Source organism: Candidatus Frackibacter sp. WG13 (assembly GCF_900114655.1).
Taxonomy (GTDB): domain Bacteria; phylum Bacillota; class Halanaerobiia; order Halobacteroidales; family Acetohalobiaceae; genus Frackibacter.
The window spans coordinates 1-14,555 of sequence record NZ_FOTT01000036.1 but is presented as its reverse complement, the minus strand read 5'-3'; the positions used below and the strand labels follow the sequence as shown (position 1 = coordinate 14,555).

21 protein-coding genes and 1 pseudogene are annotated in these 14,555 nt (G+C 30.2%); 4 read left to right on the top strand and 18 right to left on the bottom strand.

Annotated features, from left to right (window positions below):
• A pseudogene (locus BM077_RS13805) lies at positions 1 to 212 on the top strand (IS110 family transposase); the annotation flags it as partial.
• A 277-nt stretch (positions 213 to 489) separates the two neighbouring features.
• Here BM077_RS13805 and BM077_RS14105 read toward each other — a convergent pair.
• From BM077_RS14105 to BM077_RS13160, 15 genes are all read right to left on the bottom strand, one after another.
• On the bottom strand, positions 490 to 624 hold the full coding sequence (locus BM077_RS14105) for a hypothetical protein (protein ID WP_255361558.1): 135 nt from the start codon (positions 622 to 624) through the stop codon (positions 490 to 492).
• A 182-nt stretch (positions 625 to 806) separates the two neighbouring features.
• A complete protein-coding gene (locus tag BM077_RS14100) occupies positions 807 to 929 on the bottom strand; it encodes a hypothetical protein (protein ID WP_255361559.1) in 123 nt (40 codons plus the stop codon).
• A 75-nt stretch (positions 930 to 1,004) separates the two neighbouring features.
• Positions 1,005 to 1,256 carry a heavy-metal-associated domain-containing protein gene (locus BM077_RS13220; protein ID WP_089748556.1) on the bottom strand — a complete coding sequence of 84 codons (252 nt, stop codon included), beginning with the start codon at positions 1,254 to 1,256 and terminating at the stop codon, positions 1,005 to 1,007.
• A gap of 169 nt (positions 1,257 to 1,425) precedes the next feature.
• Positions 1,426 to 2,169: a cytochrome c biogenesis CcdA family protein gene (locus BM077_RS13215; RefSeq protein ID WP_176941632.1), complete on the bottom strand. Its 744-nt coding sequence runs from the start codon at positions 2,167 to 2,169 to the stop codon at positions 1,426 to 1,428.
• 93 nt (positions 2,170 to 2,262) lie between these two features.
• The gene (locus tag BM077_RS13210) at positions 2,263 to 2,493 is read right to left on the bottom strand and encodes a DUF2933 domain-containing protein (protein WP_089748558.1); all 231 of its coding nucleotides are present in this window, start codon (positions 2,491 to 2,493) and stop codon (positions 2,263 to 2,265) included.
• Positions 2,494 to 2,536: 43 nt separating this feature from the next.
• Complete coding sequence (gene lgt, locus BM077_RS13205) at positions 2,537 to 3,364, bottom strand: prolipoprotein diacylglyceryl transferase (protein ID WP_089748559.1); 828 nt, start codon at positions 3,362 to 3,364, stop codon at positions 2,537 to 2,539.
• A 10-nt stretch (positions 3,365 to 3,374) separates the two neighbouring features.
• The gene (locus tag BM077_RS13200; protein WP_089748560.1) at positions 3,375 to 3,578 is read right to left on the bottom strand and encodes a hypothetical protein; all 204 of its coding nucleotides are present in this window, start codon (positions 3,576 to 3,578) and stop codon (positions 3,375 to 3,377) included.
• Positions 3,579 to 3,767: 189 nt separating this feature from the next.
• Entirely contained in the window at positions 3,768 to 4,064 is a 297-nt protein-coding gene (locus tag BM077_RS13195) for a hypothetical protein (RefSeq protein WP_089748561.1), read from the bottom strand.
• A gap of 383 nt (positions 4,065 to 4,447) precedes the next feature.
• Positions 4,448 to 5,965: a polyamine aminopropyltransferase gene (locus BM077_RS13190; protein ID WP_255363837.1), complete on the bottom strand. Its 1,518-nt coding sequence runs from the start codon at positions 5,963 to 5,965 to the stop codon at positions 4,448 to 4,450.
• Between the two features lie 68 nt (positions 5,966 to 6,033).
• Positions 6,034 to 6,465, bottom strand: coding sequence for a DUF4247 domain-containing protein (locus tag BM077_RS13185; RefSeq protein ID WP_089748563.1), 432 nt, complete (start codon positions 6,463 to 6,465; stop codon positions 6,034 to 6,036).
• Positions 6,466 to 6,492: 27 nt separating this feature from the next.
• The gene (locus BM077_RS13180) at positions 6,493 to 7,032 is read right to left on the bottom strand and encodes a DUF2617 family protein (protein WP_089748564.1); all 540 of its coding nucleotides are present in this window, start codon (positions 7,030 to 7,032) and stop codon (positions 6,493 to 6,495) included.
• A complete protein-coding gene (locus BM077_RS13175; protein ID WP_090003459.1) occupies positions 7,025 to 7,708 on the bottom strand; it encodes a PspA/IM30 family protein in 684 nt (227 codons plus the stop codon). Before BM077_RS13175 ends, BM077_RS13180 begins: the two co-directional genes overlap by 8 nt.
• 17 nt (positions 7,709 to 7,725) lie before the next feature.
• The gene (locus tag BM077_RS13170) at positions 7,726 to 8,256 is read right to left on the bottom strand and encodes a DUF4178 domain-containing protein (protein ID WP_089748566.1); all 531 of its coding nucleotides are present in this window, start codon (positions 8,254 to 8,256) and stop codon (positions 7,726 to 7,728) included.
• 206 nt (positions 8,257 to 8,462) lie between these two features.
• A complete protein-coding gene (locus BM077_RS13165) occupies positions 8,463 to 9,458 on the bottom strand; it encodes a cytochrome D1 domain-containing protein (protein ID WP_089748567.1) in 996 nt (331 codons plus the stop codon).
• Between the two features lie 162 nt (positions 9,459 to 9,620).
• On the bottom strand, positions 9,621 to 10,124 hold the full coding sequence (locus BM077_RS13160) for a hypothetical protein (RefSeq protein WP_089748568.1): 504 nt from the start codon (positions 10,122 to 10,124) through the stop codon (positions 9,621 to 9,623).
• A 211-nt stretch (positions 10,125 to 10,335) separates the two neighbouring features.
• Here BM077_RS13160 and BM077_RS13155 point away from each other — a divergent pair, with 211 nt between their 5' ends.
• A complete protein-coding gene (locus BM077_RS13155; RefSeq protein ID WP_255361560.1) occupies positions 10,336 to 10,689 on the top strand; it encodes a four-helix bundle copper-binding protein in 354 nt (117 codons plus the stop codon).
• Positions 10,690 to 10,740: 51 nt separating this feature from the next.
• Here BM077_RS13155 and BM077_RS13150 read toward each other — a convergent pair whose 3' ends face one another.
• Together BM077_RS13150 and BM077_RS13145 are read right to left on the bottom strand one after the other, a co-directional pair.
• A complete protein-coding gene (locus BM077_RS13150; protein ID WP_089748569.1) occupies positions 10,741 to 11,184 on the bottom strand; it encodes a PPC domain-containing DNA-binding protein in 444 nt (147 codons plus the stop codon).
• A 41-nt stretch (positions 11,185 to 11,225) separates the two neighbouring features.
• Entirely contained in the window at positions 11,226 to 11,999 is a 774-nt protein-coding gene (locus BM077_RS13145) for a hypothetical protein (protein ID WP_218124650.1), read from the bottom strand.
• 317 nt (positions 12,000 to 12,316) lie between these two features.
• On the opposite strand from BM077_RS13145, the gene BM077_RS13140 reads away from it, so the two are divergent.
• Both BM077_RS13140 and BM077_RS13135 read left to right on the top strand, forming a co-directional pair.
• Complete coding sequence (locus tag BM077_RS13140) at positions 12,317 to 13,159, top strand: carbon-nitrogen hydrolase family protein (protein ID WP_089748570.1); 843 nt, start codon at positions 12,317 to 12,319, stop codon at positions 13,157 to 13,159.
• 189 nt (positions 13,160 to 13,348) lie between these two features.
• Entirely contained in the window at positions 13,349 to 13,492 is a 144-nt protein-coding gene (locus BM077_RS13135; protein WP_089748571.1) for a zinc ribbon-containing protein, read from the top strand.
• A gap of 200 nt (positions 13,493 to 13,692) precedes the next feature.
• On the opposite strand, the gene BM077_RS13130 is transcribed toward BM077_RS13135, so the two are convergent.
• Positions 13,693 to 14,229: a nitroreductase family protein gene (locus BM077_RS13130; RefSeq protein WP_089748572.1), complete on the bottom strand. Its 537-nt coding sequence runs from the start codon at positions 14,227 to 14,229 to the stop codon at positions 13,693 to 13,695.
• Positions 14,230 to 14,555: the final 326 nt, after the last annotated feature.

Sequence of the window (14,555 nt, the reverse complement as noted above, 5' to 3'; positions counted from 1 at the left end):
AACAAATCAGTACTACTAGAAATGGTAAACCCAAAAATCCAGTTGCTTATAACTACTACCAAAAAAAATTAGCCGAAGGTAAATCTGGCAAATCTGCTTTAGTCTGCTTACAACGTCGCTTAGTTGATATTATTTTTGCTATGATGAGAGATAAAACAGCTTATAAATTGCCTGAAACTCCAGACTACGATGTCTTAAATAAAGCAGGTTAATAAGTTCATCTTGGTAACTACTGGTCTTGCTTTTAACTATTTAAAAATTTCATACATATGCATTAGGGGATCTCTAGCTTAAATTAGTTTCCATTTTTTGACTTGTAATATTTTTACTTGACATAGGACGTCTTAATATATATTTTATTCTATCTTGTGTTGGAGTTTAATATACCCTTTTAAGCTTTTTATTGCTAATTATATTCTTAAAATTTCACCTTCTCTCCTCTATTAAACTTAAACGACAAAAAGCATGATTCTCTTCGCATCATGCTCATCATATCCATACCATTTCCATCATGTATCTTCTGCTGTTAACTTGTTGTTGGTCAACTTCATGTGCAAATACAGTACTACCGCCTATAACTACTAATGCTAAAGCCAACGTAATTACTAATACTTTAGATTTCATAAATTCTCTACCTCCTTTCTATAAAGTTCAATTAATCCATCATTGAATATTAAATAACTATACCTTGATCATACTCAATCTTCAATCAATACTATACCCCGGTTATGTATAAAGCACTTAATAAAAATATATCACATGAATGTGACAAGATTGTGAAAAAGCAAAATATTTTTATTCAATACTCAACAACAATCAATATCATCATCACTATGGTATTGATTCTTAAGATCCATCTTTTTACCAATAAAATAGAAGACTAAACCACCTATTCCAATAATTATAACACCTTGTAGAATTTCATTCACTTTTAACCCTCCTTTTTTAATATGCCCCGGAAGGGTATATCTTTATTAAAATTATACTATTCAAATAATACTTTGTCAACCATTTTTGTTAGATAATTCTACTATATAACCTTTATCTCTTAAAGCTTCTATTAACTGTGAAGAATTAATTTTATCAGCACAATAAACAACTTTAGCCTCACCACTATCTAAACCAATCTTAACTTCTTTTACTCCTTCGTACTTCTTTAATATGTTAGCTGCTATCGTAAAACAATAAAAGCATTGCATCCCTTTTACTCTTATAACCGTTTCTTCTGCACCTTGAATGCCAGTATGCTCATCCACTATCCAGTTACCTCCTTTATATTGAAATTATCAATGATTTAAGTGAATGTTAACCTTTCACATTATATCTGGAATACACATGTAAGATATTGATGTGACATCAGCTTGCTTTTTTAATAACATATAAGGCTACTTCCTAGATTATTAGAAAGTAACCTTGTAATATTTCCTACATACTGTACGGTAATCTAAACGGAATGAGTCTATTCAATAATTTAGTTAGAATAGTAAACTCATTAGTAATCATTAATACCCCAAAAACTATTAAAATTAATCCCATAAATATTTGTAGCTTCTTTTGATGTTTCCCTAATCTTTCAATAATTGGAACTACTCTGTGAAATGCTAAACCAACTAAAAAATATGGAATTGCTAAACCGAATGAGAAGAATAGCATCACTAATGAACCATTAGTTGTAGAAGCTCCAGTTAGAATTAACATTGAATAAAGAGTTGCACCAATACAATGGGAGCAGACTATGGCAAAAAAGACTCCTACTAAAAATGTACTCAAATATTTATAACCAGTTGGAATATTATCAATGCTAATCTTATTCCTAAGATTAAACTTGTTTAAAAAGCTTAACCTAATCAACCCCATCATTCTTAATGCTAAAATGATTACAAATATTCCACCAATTAAATTAAAATATCTCATCTTAGTCTTTAAAATATTCCCTATTGCACCTGCAACTCCACCCATTAGAGTAAAAATTAAAGTAAAAGCTGCTATAAAAAGTAATGTATTAATAATTACATGCCTTTTCATATCTGATTGGATATTATTTGACTTTAATTCATCTAAAGAAAGCCCTGTAATTAAAGTAAAATAAACTGTAAGCATAGGAATAATGCACGGGGATAAAAAAGAAAATAAACCAGTAATAAAAGCAACTAAATATATACTTTCCAACAGATTCCCTCCTTTCATATACGTTATGGGGGTATATCTGTTGTAAGTATATGCTTTTATTCAACTAATATATTCCAAATTACGCAATTAAATTTAATGACAATCTTTCTTTTCTTCATTTGTATTATTATCTTGATTTTTACTATGATTATTATGTCCTTTCATCATAAAAATGTGCATCAAAGGACATATCAAGAATAGTAACCATATATTACTGCTGTTTGAATCTTTAAAAAAAATCCATACAGCAGCAAACATTGCTAAACAACATATTAACATCATCAATAAATGACTATTGTGACTATTATTCTTCTTTTTTGACATAATATATTCACCTCTCTAATTATATTTTATTTGCCAAATGTCTTTAATAAATTTTATAATAAATCATAATAGATAAAATTATCATTCCTAAAGTCGCTACATTACCTATTAATTTATTTCTAGCATCTATTTTAATCTCATTCACAAACTTTTTCTGTTTTCTCAAATACACCATAACAAATAAAGCAACAATCATTATGATTAGACTAGTAACATGAGCAATAGTAAATGGTTCAATAACCATAGGATTAGTCCTGAAAAATTCTACTACTCCTCTATTAAACGAAAACCCAATTAAATAATATAAAAACAATTGCCCGTTATATTTTATTCTGTCTCTCAAATTCCATAGTACTGCAAATAGAACATAATTTAATATTGATTCATATATTTGGACTGGATGTAAGAGTTGATTATTGATCTTTACTCCCCAAAAATAAGCTGTTTGCATTGCAGTACCAAAAACATCACAACCTACTCTTCCAATAGCTTGACCTAAAATTATTGCTGGAGCAAAAGTATCAGCTATTCTCCAAAATGATAATTTCTTATATTTAGTATAAATGATAGCAAATCCGATTGCTGCTATTAGTGACCCGTGAATAGATAAACCACCATTTTGAATCATAAAAATTTGTACTGGATTTTTTAAATAATAACTAGGATTAAATGCTAATACATAATAAATTCTAGCTCCAATTATAGCTACTATAATACTATAGATTGCTAAATCAAAGACCTTCTCTTCATCAAAATTCTTTCTAATTACTTCTTGCCTTAGAATATATAGTCCACCTAATATCCCTAATGCAATAAATAATCCAAACAAATGTATAGGAAAATTTCCTATTCTAAAGATTACTTTTGGCATCTATACCCTCCTATTCTTTATTATCAATTACTTTAGTTTCTGCTTGCTTAGAAGATTTACTAGAAGAAGATTCTTCATCACCACCACAACAACTACTTTGAGATGTATTATTTTCTTCGCTACCTCCATGCCCACTACAACAACCGCCTCTTCTCATCATTAAATAAAAGACACCAATAAGAACTCCATATGAAGCTAAACTACCTAAATCCATTTTTATCATCCTTTCTTTATTAATTTCTATCACATACCCTTCGGGGGTATGAATCATTATATACCTTATTCTTCTTAATGTCAATTAATATAGCCTATAAAAACATAACGTTTCTATGATAAAAGAGCTAACACCTTTATAAACAAGATGCTAGCTCTTTATAATGAGGGAGTTATTCACTTGAGTTGTTTACTCTTTAGTCTTTTCCATAGTCTTTTCAGAGTCAATCTTATGCATGCCTTTTCCTGACATTTGTTGCATCATACTCATACATTTTTTCATCATTTTCTTCATATGATTGTTAGAACCTTCCTTACCTTGACCCATCATACCACCTTGCATCATGCCCATCATACCCATGCCATTTCCATCATGCATCTTCTGCTGTTGAGCTTGTTGTTGGTCAACTTCATGTGCAAATACAGTACTACCGCCTATAACTACTAATGCTAAAGCCAACATAATTGCTAATACTTTAGATTTCATAACTTATCTACCTCCTATTAATATTTTTAAAATTTTAACCTCTCAGTTACATGTCTAAATCCTTTCTTGCCTTATAACCCCTATACATGAATTATGTTCTTAATCCAAACCTCACCCCCTTTATATAAAATAGAACTAATTTAATCCATTATTAAAATTTGAAAACTATAACGTAATTCAAAATCTTGCTTTTTCTTACCATACCCCTGTTCTGTATATGACCCTTAATAAAAATATATCATACAAATGTGAAAAGATTGTGAAAAAGCCAAAAATTTATTCAATATTTAACGACGATCGATATCATATTTATTGCATAAACTCCAATTATTAAATAACTATTTTAAGAATAAGTCTTTACTCTATTGTTTTTTTATTATATGTTAATATCCTTTCCATGCATTATAATATTCTTTAATTAAAGAAGGATTAATTAATGTATTTACCTGACCTTCACTTTTAAATTGCATAGTGTCTTTACCAAACTCAAATAAAGCTGAAACCTTTTCATCACTTAAAAATTTAGTAGGCACCTTAATATGAATATCATGAGGGGAAAATTTAAAATTCTTAGTCGCTAAGGTAAAACCCCAATCCCCAAAAGAAGGAACATAAGCATGATAAGGTTTAGTATTAAAACCTGCTTTTTGAATAGTATTATAAATAGACCAAAAAGCCCTAGGTGCAAAATAAGGTGAAGTAGACTGAACAACCATTACTCCTCTATCGTTTAAATTCTGATAAATTAGATTATAAAAATTAACAGTATATAATTTATTTAACGATTCATTATTAGGATCTGGTAAATCTATAATAGCTAAGTCATATTTTTCATTGTTACTCACAATATATTGATACGCATCCTGATTATAAATATTAACTTTCCTATTATTTAAAGAATCATTATTAACTTGAAGAAAATATCTGGACTCTTGGGCTAAATCAGTAACAGTTTTATCTAAATCAACCAAATCAATTTGCCTAATTTCATTATACTTTAAAAGCTCTCTTACAACTAAACCATCCCCTCCTCCTAATACTAGTATACGGGATTTAGCTCCTGTTAGACTTAAAGCAGGATGAACTAAAGCCTCATGATACCGATATTCATCCTTAGAAGAAAACTGAATATTACCATTTAAATACAAACGAATATCTTCCCTATCTTTTGTAATTACAATCTTTTGATATTTGCTCTGGTTAGAATAGACTACATTGTCTTGATATAACCGTTGCTCTAAGTAATTCTCTATATCCTTAACATTAAAACTTCCTATTGTTAGAATAATCATTATTAATATTAAAATTGCACCTATTAGTTTGTTGAATCTAATCTGTTCTCTATATTTAAACAGCATAACAAGAGCTACTAATAAATTCAGCAGTCCAACTATATAACTAGTCTTAATAAACCCAAACTTAGGAAGTAAAACTAAAGGGAATAAAACAGAACCAATTAAACCTCCTATATAGTCAATTGAAATCACATTAGCTAAGATTATTTTAAACTCTCCATATTCCTTAATAACTCTTGTTAATAAAGGTAGTTCAAGACCAGTTAATATGCCAATTACTAAAATTGCTAGATACATTATCAATACATAAATATTTGTATTAGCATAAGTGTAAAATAAAATCATAGCTACAGTACCACCAATTAACCCTAGCGCAATTTCAATTAAAATAAATTTAGTAATTAAGTCTCGTTCTATATATTTAGAAATTAAAGCTCCAATTCCCATAGACGTCATAAATAATCCTATAGTAATTGAAAATTGATATACACTATTTCCTAGTAAATAAGAAGAAATTCCTGCAATAATTAACTCATAAATAATACTTGCAATTGCCACAAAAAAAGTACCAAGCATTAGTGGTGTAACTCTCTTTAAGCTATCTATTTCTTTAATAGTTTGGATTGTAATTCTCTCCTTTGGTAGTCTTAAAAAACAATTTTAAAATTAACTTCTTATTTTCCAAAACCAAACCCTCCACCTCTCACTGGTGGATTACCAATGCTACCATTCCTTAAAGTCCCCCAATGACCAATAATAACATTATTATGTCTTCGATAAGCTTTTTCATGTCTTAAAACCTCTATTCTAGTCTTCTTACTGCTTGGAACTAATACTACAGCATAATCTCGATAAAGCAAGACACTCTTCTTTCCAGGATTAATCTCCATATCATATGGTTGTTTTAACTCACTTATTTGTCTAGCAGTATTTGTAATATTGTCTGATGACTGATATGTTCTAAATTCACCATTCTTTTCTTTCAAATTATAATTACTATCTATTTCACTAGCAATACTTTTCCCAGGAGTTAAAAGCACACCTAGAACTCCCATTGCAATTAAAACAATCAATACCATAAAGATTAATTCCCCAAACCCCTTCATTCTTAGCCTCCTCAATAATTTTTAAGTTTAGTAGGATAATATACTTTTAGTTTTCACTATTTTAAATTGATTAGGATAACTATGATACGTAAGCCATTTTATCCTATCATCCATAACCTCATATTCAATTGCTGTTATAGCCAACCCGAAATTACTAGGAAAGATATGGTGCAAACAATTAGACCTATCACTAACTAGACCCTCATTAAATTTCTGATATTGCTTTTGGTTTAATAATAACGTTTGTAAGTTGAATTGATAGCATGAATTGTCTTCTAAATTATATTCTAATCTAAATTCATCTTTATTTAGTAGCTTTGTATTATTAATTGAATTAACCTCTTCTTCTAAATTTATACAGGCTAATATCTCAGTAAAATTTTTAGTATTACTTAAATTAACTCTTGCATAATGACTAGAACCGATAATTACTAAATTCAATTTTCCACCTTTAAAATTAATCTCTTGCTTATCTAAAATTGTTAAGTCTAAATCTATGTTTGCTCCACTTACAAGGTTATACTCTAGTTCTTCTACAGACTGCTCTTGATAAATAATCTTATTCATCTTTATTCATAGCAGCCTTTAACTTTGCTAACTCATCATCAACCGAATCATCATCTTCTAAAGCTTCAAATTCAGCTTCTAAGTCATCTCCCTCCAAGTCATCATATAACTCGTCACTTGCCTGAGCTTTCGCCTGCATATCACTAACCTTATCTTCTAAACGATCTAAGTTATCAGCTGCACTTCTATCTCCAAGTCCACTCAATGTCTCATTAATCTCTTGTGTTGCTCTAGCATTTTCAGCCTCAGCAATTAACTCATCTTTTCTATCCTCAGCTTCTTCTATTCGTTCTTTTAATTCTTTTAACTTACTTTTATGTCTTTCAGCAACTTCTTTTCTCTTTTCGATTTGAACTTTATAGTTATTAATCTTTTTCTCTGCACTTTGTTTTCTTTCAAGTGCTTTTCGCGCTAGATCTTCTTTTTCTGCTTCTAGAGCCTTTTTAGCTTTTACTTGCCAATGCTCCATCTGCTCCTTAGCTTCATCTCTTTGCTGTTCTGCTTTCTTTACTAAAGTAATTGATTGATTAACCGCTTTTTTAGCTGATCTATACTCTTTTTTCATATTCTCTATTTCTTGTTTTACTATTGATTCAATATTCTTCTCTTCTAACTTACCTACTGTCTCATTAGCCTTCCCAACAACTAAATTTTTCACTCGATTAAAAAATCCCATTATAAAATTCCTCCCTTTTACTCACCTGGATAGTATTCTAATAAACTCTCTTTGATCCTTGTACCAACATTAATCTCTAACTCATTGCCCCATTCCTCAACTGATATCCATTGGTTATTACATCTATAATCAGCATATTTAACTCTTTGTCCTGTTTTAGCCCCAACTTTCCCTATTACATTAATATTAGCTTCTCCTTCCTCAACTAAAGAATATTGCTTACCATCAAAATTGATAGTAGCAGGATGACCTCTTTGTAATTCAGCATATAATTTATTTGCATTAGGTATTTTGTTAAATAAAACCAAACTAATTTGGTCATCTTCTTCAGCAAATAACCATAAATGCTTTCCATTGCCAAGTAAGTGATAATCATACCACTCATAGCCACCTTCTTCATAGATAATCTTACCAATTACTTCATACTCTACTAAGTCATATTCTATAATATCACCAACTCTTAAGTTAAAGGGGTTGCGAGCTTTTACTTCACTTACTTTATTTTTATTACTATTACTATCAGACTTAAGAAAATCTAAGAACCCCATTTTATCACCCCACTTTGTTTTTAGAAATATAAAATACTTTATCGTCTGATTTTACTTTAAAATTATTATCAGGATTGATAATAATCTGAAATTACTAATAATATTTTCTTATATTAAAAAGGAACATAAAAAATAAGAAAATTGCTAACTTCTTAAAATTAAGAAGTTAGCTATTATTGATCATTCAGGAAAGTTAAGCCTTATTTTTAATTTTTAAAATTAGCAAATGATATTTCATGTGGTTCATTACCAACCTTAAAATCAGTTATCTTTTTAAATGATTTAGCATCAAAGACTATCACTTCATTATCCATTACATCAGTTACATATACAAAACTACCAGTTGAATCCATAGCAATATGATTTGCTCGCCCACTAATAGTTAAGTTCTTAACAATTTTATAATTATTAGCATCAATGATCGCAATAGTATCACTTCTATTAGCAGCCCAAATATATTTGCCATCTGGAGAAACAATAATACCGTGAGTACCTTTAGCAATCGGTTTAGTTAATTTAACCTGCCAAGTATTTGTATCTACTACAGAGAGACTACCGTCAATAAAATTGGCAGTATAAAAATATTTCCCATCAGGAGAAGAAATAGCTTCGTTAGGCCCCTTGCCTACATTTACTTTAGTTAACACCTCTTGTTTAACTGTATCAATAACGGTGATTAAATTTTTATCTACATTGCTTACATAAGCATATTTTCCATCAGGACTGAAATGAATATGTCCTGCTCCATTAGTTATAATCTTATTCACTACCTCATTAGTCTCAGTATCTATTACTAATACATTACCACTACTGCCTTTGCTTCCTCCAGCTAAATATAGATATTTATTGTCTGGACTAATATCTACTCCATGAACTGGACTATCAACAGCTAATTTCTTGAGTAATTTTCCTTCTGGCAGTGAAAATATATAAAGATTACCATCTTTATAATCGCCTACATAAAATTGTTTATGCAAAGAATCAACTGCAATACCATGAGAAGCACGTTTAGCTACTTCAATAGTATTCACAACTTTATGTTGACTAGTATCAATTACTGACACTGTTCCACTATATGCATTAGCAATATAAGCATAAGTATTAGTAGGTTCCTTAGCAGTCATAACCTTAGGATATACAGCTACTGCTATGAATAATCCCAAAACCAAAATTGCTACTAAGCTTTTTATATAATTATTCATCTTAAGACACCTCTCTCAACATTAGTCACTTCAAAGTTGAAATAGCTAGTACTAAAATTAAAGCACTAGCTATTTACAATAAGACATCCTCTCTTGTCTTATAACCCCTATCCTACAAACTATGCTTTTAAGTTTATACTTAATTTACTCTTTAAAACCAATCTAATCTACTATTACACTTTGAAGTGCTACATCTTCGTTCCAAGTAAATTCTCTACTTGGTACATCCCTAACATTTTTAACTATTAATTGAATAGATTCTGTGGCATCTGTTACTAGACTGTTCCCATCTTCATCTGTCTTTTTAAGTGTTATATATGCTATTGGGTGATGACTTGATTTACGATCCCATATCCATTCAATCTTATAATTAAGTACTTTTGATTCATCTCCACTATTATTAATCTTAACTGCTAATTTTTCTGACTTTATCTCTTCTATCAAATTACCACTGTGAGTAGTTAACCAGACTTTAAATACTATTTCATCAGTAGGCTGGTCTAAAAATGGATTTACCAATGCTATATCGAACATAACACCGTTTGCTTCATTCTTTCTAACCATGTCTTTTACTTCTAACTTCTTTGCATTTGTTACTCTAGGATACATAAAGATTGATAATACTAATCCTAAAGCTAAAAGTAGTACTAAATTTTTCTTCTTCATTTTACGATACACCCGTTGTGTATTTAGTCTCTAATGAAAATATATCACACGAATGTGAAGAGATTATGAAGAAATGTAAAAAAATTATTTAATCTAATAAATTATATAGTTCTTATAGTTTTCTCTTAACTTAATTTTAATAAAATCGTGTATATTTGAATTTCATTTCTTTCATACTACTATTGTAATCTTACAAAAAGGAGGAATAATAGTGGGAAATGAAATGAATACACATATGGATAGATATCAAGAATGTATAGATATCTGTAATAAATGTATGGCAGAATGTCAATTCTGTTTAGACGCTTGCTTACATGAACCAGATGTAGATGCTAGAGTCGACTGCATGGGTTTGCTATTAGATTGTATGGATATTTGTAACCTAGCTGCAAAGTATATGGCCGGAAACAGTAGATATGTTAAACAAATTTGCGAATTATGTGCAGAAATTTGTGATGCATGTGCAGATGAATGTGAAAAGTTTGAAGATAACCACTGTCAAACCTGTGCAGAAATCTGTAGACAATGTGCTGCTACATGTCGGGAAATGGCAAGTAAAATGTAAATTAAAATAGCAAGAGAGAACTAAAATTCTTTCTTGCTATTTTAACATCCTTTAAACTTCTAACAATTTAAAACCAGTTTCTGGATCTACCTTTCGCTGAGCTGAAGTATTAATTAACTCTAATATTATGACTTCACCAATATGCCAAATATCTACTCCCTCTCTTGTGCAACCAGTAATCGTATTTTCTTTACGACCAAAAGCTGAATGCAAATGCAGCTTAGGTATTTCTTCCTCATTAATAAATATAGTACCTACTCCTAATGCTTCACTAACCCCTATTAACTCTTTTAAATTAGGAACAATACTTTCAGCATAACCATCCTTTGGACCTGCAACAACCTTGCTCTCTTCTTTTGCCCCTCCAAGAAATAATACAGTTGCTGAATTAACTCCTTTCCTCTTTGCAAAATCCTCGATTGTATCAGGAATTCTATCACCATTTTCTAATCTTAAAATAAATATTCTTCCTAAGTTAGCTTCAGAATACTTCAATATTGTCGCCTCCTTTATCAATAAAATCTTACCTTAATTAACTACTCAATCTCTGCTTTACAATCTAATTTAAAAGGATTAGTTCTTATTGCTAATGAAAATAGATACGGATAATCTTCTTTAAGATGCTTCATATAAAATAACCATTCTTTTATGAGATTAATATATGCTCGTTCTATATCACCTTCTATATGTTCTTTATCCCGTTCAGGAATTTTTTCTAAGTTTTTCCTATATTTAAGCTCCTCTGTTAGATGAAATACTGCCCATAATAAATCGGTAAATTCCTCATGTTCTAATAGATTAGGATTCTCTAAAAGATTGAGTAAAAAATTCCTTTCTTCAGATAAGAATTTTTTTAAATCTATAAGTTCTTCTTTAGTTACAGCTATGTCATACTGTCGTTCATTTAAACTATCATGAATCTTTTTAAACTCCTTATGGGTCCAAGAATCACTTACTTGTAACAAACTTCTTATTTCATCTGATTCTAAATCTAAACATGCTAATTTTGTAATTAGCTCGTTACCTACTTCACTATAAAAACCACCAATTACCATATTTAACTTGTTAAGTAATCTACGCTTGTCCCTAATTTCAAGTAATCTATGTATGATCAATGTTACAATTAATACTTCAATCGGTATGAACGCAATATCCTCAACAAGAAAAACTAAAATATGATGTAAATCTTTAAAAATTGCATAGTGAATAATATATATGACTCCTGAAGTTAATATTAATCCGATTGCAAAAGCTGTTCGCCAATTAAAAATATAATCTTTTATTGATTTATTATCAAATTTTTTCTGCATATATAATTTCAGCTCCTCTTAAATATTTAATGTTCATCTTAATTTGAACTAATCTTAAACCATCTCCTTCTTACTTAAAATTTCTGATGTCTTTCTTAATAATTATTTTACCAGAAAGTTTAGTATAATATTGCTTATTTGATTAAACGGATTCCATAATTATGCTTGAACTTTGATTATATTATTAGTTATAAGACCACAAATTTCCTCTTTAAGATTAGTTTTATTATATTATTTATAATTTTTGACTTTAAAGACAAACTTAAGATATAATATTTATAAAGTTAATTACTATAAAGGAGTGATCATCAATCCCAATGAAAACCAAAGTAAAATTAGCCATATGTCAAAATAAAGTAGTAGATAATAAAGATGAAAACCTTCAGCAAGCCCAACTTATGATTAATGAAGCTGCTCAACAAAATGCCAACGTTGTTATATTACCAGAAATGTTTAACTGTCCATATGAGAATAGTTATTTTCCAACTTTTGCTGAAAGTATACCCGAAGGTAAAACTTATCAAATGCTTGCTAAGGAAGCAAAAAAGCATAATATCTATTTAGTAGGAGGTTCTATCCCAGAATTAGCAATTAAAAACGATGAAAGAATCTTATATAATACTAGTCTTATATTTAATCCTGAAGGGAAACTATTAGGCCGCCACCGCAAAATTCATCTCTTTGATGTAGATTTAAGTGATGGAGTAACATTTCTTGAGTCAGACACATTAAATTATGGACAACAGATTACCGTAGTAAAAACTGAATTCTTAAACATAGGAGTCGCTATCTGTTATGACCTTCGTTTCCCCGAATTAATGCGTCTTATGGTAGATAAAGGAGCAGAAATGATTGTCATCCCTGGTGCTTTTAATACTGTAACCGGACCTGCTCATTGGGAACTTCTCCTTAGAACAAGAGCTGTTGATAATCAAGCCTTTATCGTTGGTGCATCCCCTGCTCGTAATCATGATGCTGAATATCAAGCCTATGGTCATTCTATGATTGTTGACCCTTGGGGACGAAAGCTAAAAGAAGCTGGAAATGATGAAGCAATAATTGTTTGTAATATTGCCCTTGATAAAGTTAAAAAAACTCGTAAAGAACTACCACTTCTAAAACATCGTCGTTTAGACCTTTATCAATTAAAAGAACTTTAAACCAAATGATTGTTATATTTTAAAAACAGTTAAATTTTTGTAACATGTATAACTTTAAATGAATATTCTAGAATACCAGTGAATACCATATAAAAAATATTTAATATTTAAAATTTTCAGAAAAATCAAACTATTATGCAGGGATTTATTAGTCCTTTGTCTAACATTATTAATTAAGGAGGTGATTTTATGCCTAATACTGGTCATCAGCCTGGAGAAGGTACTTATAAGTGTACTAAATGTGGTACAGAAGTAACATTAAATGATGATAAAGAACGTTTGCCAGCTTGTCCTGGTTGCGGCTATCCAGAATTTGATAATAGTGATGATTAAAAACACATTCCTTATTCCATCGTACTAAATTCTATCCTAGTAATTTATCTAATATTTTAATATCAAAAAATTTAATATTCTTAAAAAGTTAACAGTCTGCTAAAGTGTTAAACTAACCACTTTAGCAGACTGTTATACTTAATCTATCATAAATTATTAAACAGCCTACTCCTAAGTTTACGTGCTAGAATCTGTATGCTTTAATCGATATAACGAACTACATCTGATAATGGTTTCCGTGATGGTCGTTTTGATTCTTTAGCTGGATACCCAACTGTAATCATACCATAAATTCTCAAACCAGGTTCTAACTCTAACATATTACTAACCTCAACTTCATCAAAGGCACCAATCCAACATGTTCCTAAACCTAATCCTGCAGCGGTTAACATAATATTTTGGATAGCAGCTGCAGTATCCTGTATAGCATATAATGTTCTACCTCGATCTCCATACTTCTTAGCTGACACTTTTGGATCAGCACAAACAGCAATCATTAATGGAACACCATTGTCCATCCAACCTTGATTAAACCTAGAGACCGGATCACTTGTTACCTTTGAGATAATATCTTCATCTTTAATGACAATAAATTTCCAAGGCTGCCGATTACCTGCACTAGGTGCTAAGATTGCTGCTTCCAACAACTTTTCGATCTTTTCATCCTCAACCTCTTTTTCCTCATACTTTCTAACACTCTTCCGCTTCTTAATTAAGTCTAAAATTTCTTCACTCATGTTATTCCTCCCTCTTTGAATTAAAATTATCTCACTCATACTCGCTTATTCTTAGTTTTTCATTTTTTTTGACTTTAAAAGACTAGAACAGAATGTAATAAATTATAATATTTGGAATTAGGTTGGCAAACGAACTAATAAAACATGTTATTTTCTAAAAAATACCAGTATGGTTGCTTTGGATCTCCACTAGACCATGGCGGTTTTACCTCCCATATCTCCCAGGGTCTATGCCCCTACATTCCTTCGTCCTACCTCTCCATGGGTGGAGGCTGGATCTGCTCCTCAACCGGGTCTTAAATTGTTTTAAGCCCTAATGGATAATA

What these genes read in the sequence shown, in the direction of transcription:
- BM077_RS13135 (WP_089748571.1), top strand. Translation starts at nt 13,349, where the DNA reads ATGCCTAATACTGGTCATCAGCCTGGAGAAGGTACTTATAAGTGTACT.
- BM077_RS13180 (WP_089748564.1), bottom strand. Translation starts at nt 7,032, where the DNA reads ATGAATAAGATTATTTATCAAGAGCAGTCTGTAGAAGAACTAGAGTAT.
- lgt (WP_089748559.1), bottom strand. Translation starts at nt 3,364, where the DNA reads ATGCCAAAAGTAATCTTTAGAATAGGAAATTTTCCTATACATTTGTTT.
- BM077_RS13200 (WP_089748560.1), bottom strand. Translation starts at nt 3,578, where the DNA reads ATGGATTTAGGTAGTTTAGCTTCATATGGAGTTCTTATTGGTGTCTTT.
- BM077_RS13145 (WP_218124650.1), bottom strand. Translation starts at nt 11,999, where the DNA reads ATGCAGAAAAAATTTGATAATAAATCAATAAAAGATTATATTTTTAAT.
- BM077_RS14105 (WP_255361558.1), bottom strand. Translation starts at nt 624, where the DNA reads ATGAAATCTAAAGTATTAGTAATTACGTTGGCTTTAGCATTAGTAGTT.
- BM077_RS13195 (WP_089748561.1), bottom strand. Translation starts at nt 4,064, where the DNA reads ATGAAATCTAAAGTATTAGCAATTATGTTGGCTTTAGCATTAGTAGTT.
- BM077_RS13185 (WP_089748563.1), bottom strand. Translation starts at nt 6,465, where the DNA reads ATGAAGGGGTTTGGGGAATTAATCTTTATGGTATTGATTGTTTTAATT.
- BM077_RS13175 (WP_090003459.1), bottom strand. Translation starts at nt 7,708, where the DNA reads ATGGGATTTTTTAATCGAGTGAAAAATTTAGTTGTTGGGAAGGCTAAT.
- BM077_RS13160 (WP_089748568.1), bottom strand. Translation starts at nt 10,124, where the DNA reads ATGAAGAAGAAAAATTTAGTACTACTTTTAGCTTTAGGATTAGTATTA.
- BM077_RS13210 (WP_089748558.1), bottom strand. Translation starts at nt 2,493, where the DNA reads ATGTCAAAAAAGAAGAATAATAGTCACAATAGTCATTTATTGATGATG.
- BM077_RS13165 (WP_089748567.1), bottom strand. Translation starts at nt 9,458, where the DNA reads ATGAATAATTATATAAAAAGCTTAGTAGCAATTTTGGTTTTGGGATTA.
- BM077_RS13130 (WP_089748572.1), bottom strand. Translation starts at nt 14,229, where the DNA reads ATGAGTGAAGAAATTTTAGACTTAATTAAGAAGCGGAAGAGTGTTAGA.
- BM077_RS13140 (WP_089748570.1), top strand. Translation starts at nt 12,317, where the DNA reads ATGAAAACCAAAGTAAAATTAGCCATATGTCAAAATAAAGTAGTAGAT.
- BM077_RS13170 (WP_089748566.1), bottom strand. Translation starts at nt 8,256, where the DNA reads ATGGGGTTCTTAGATTTTCTTAAGTCTGATAGTAATAGTAATAAAAAT.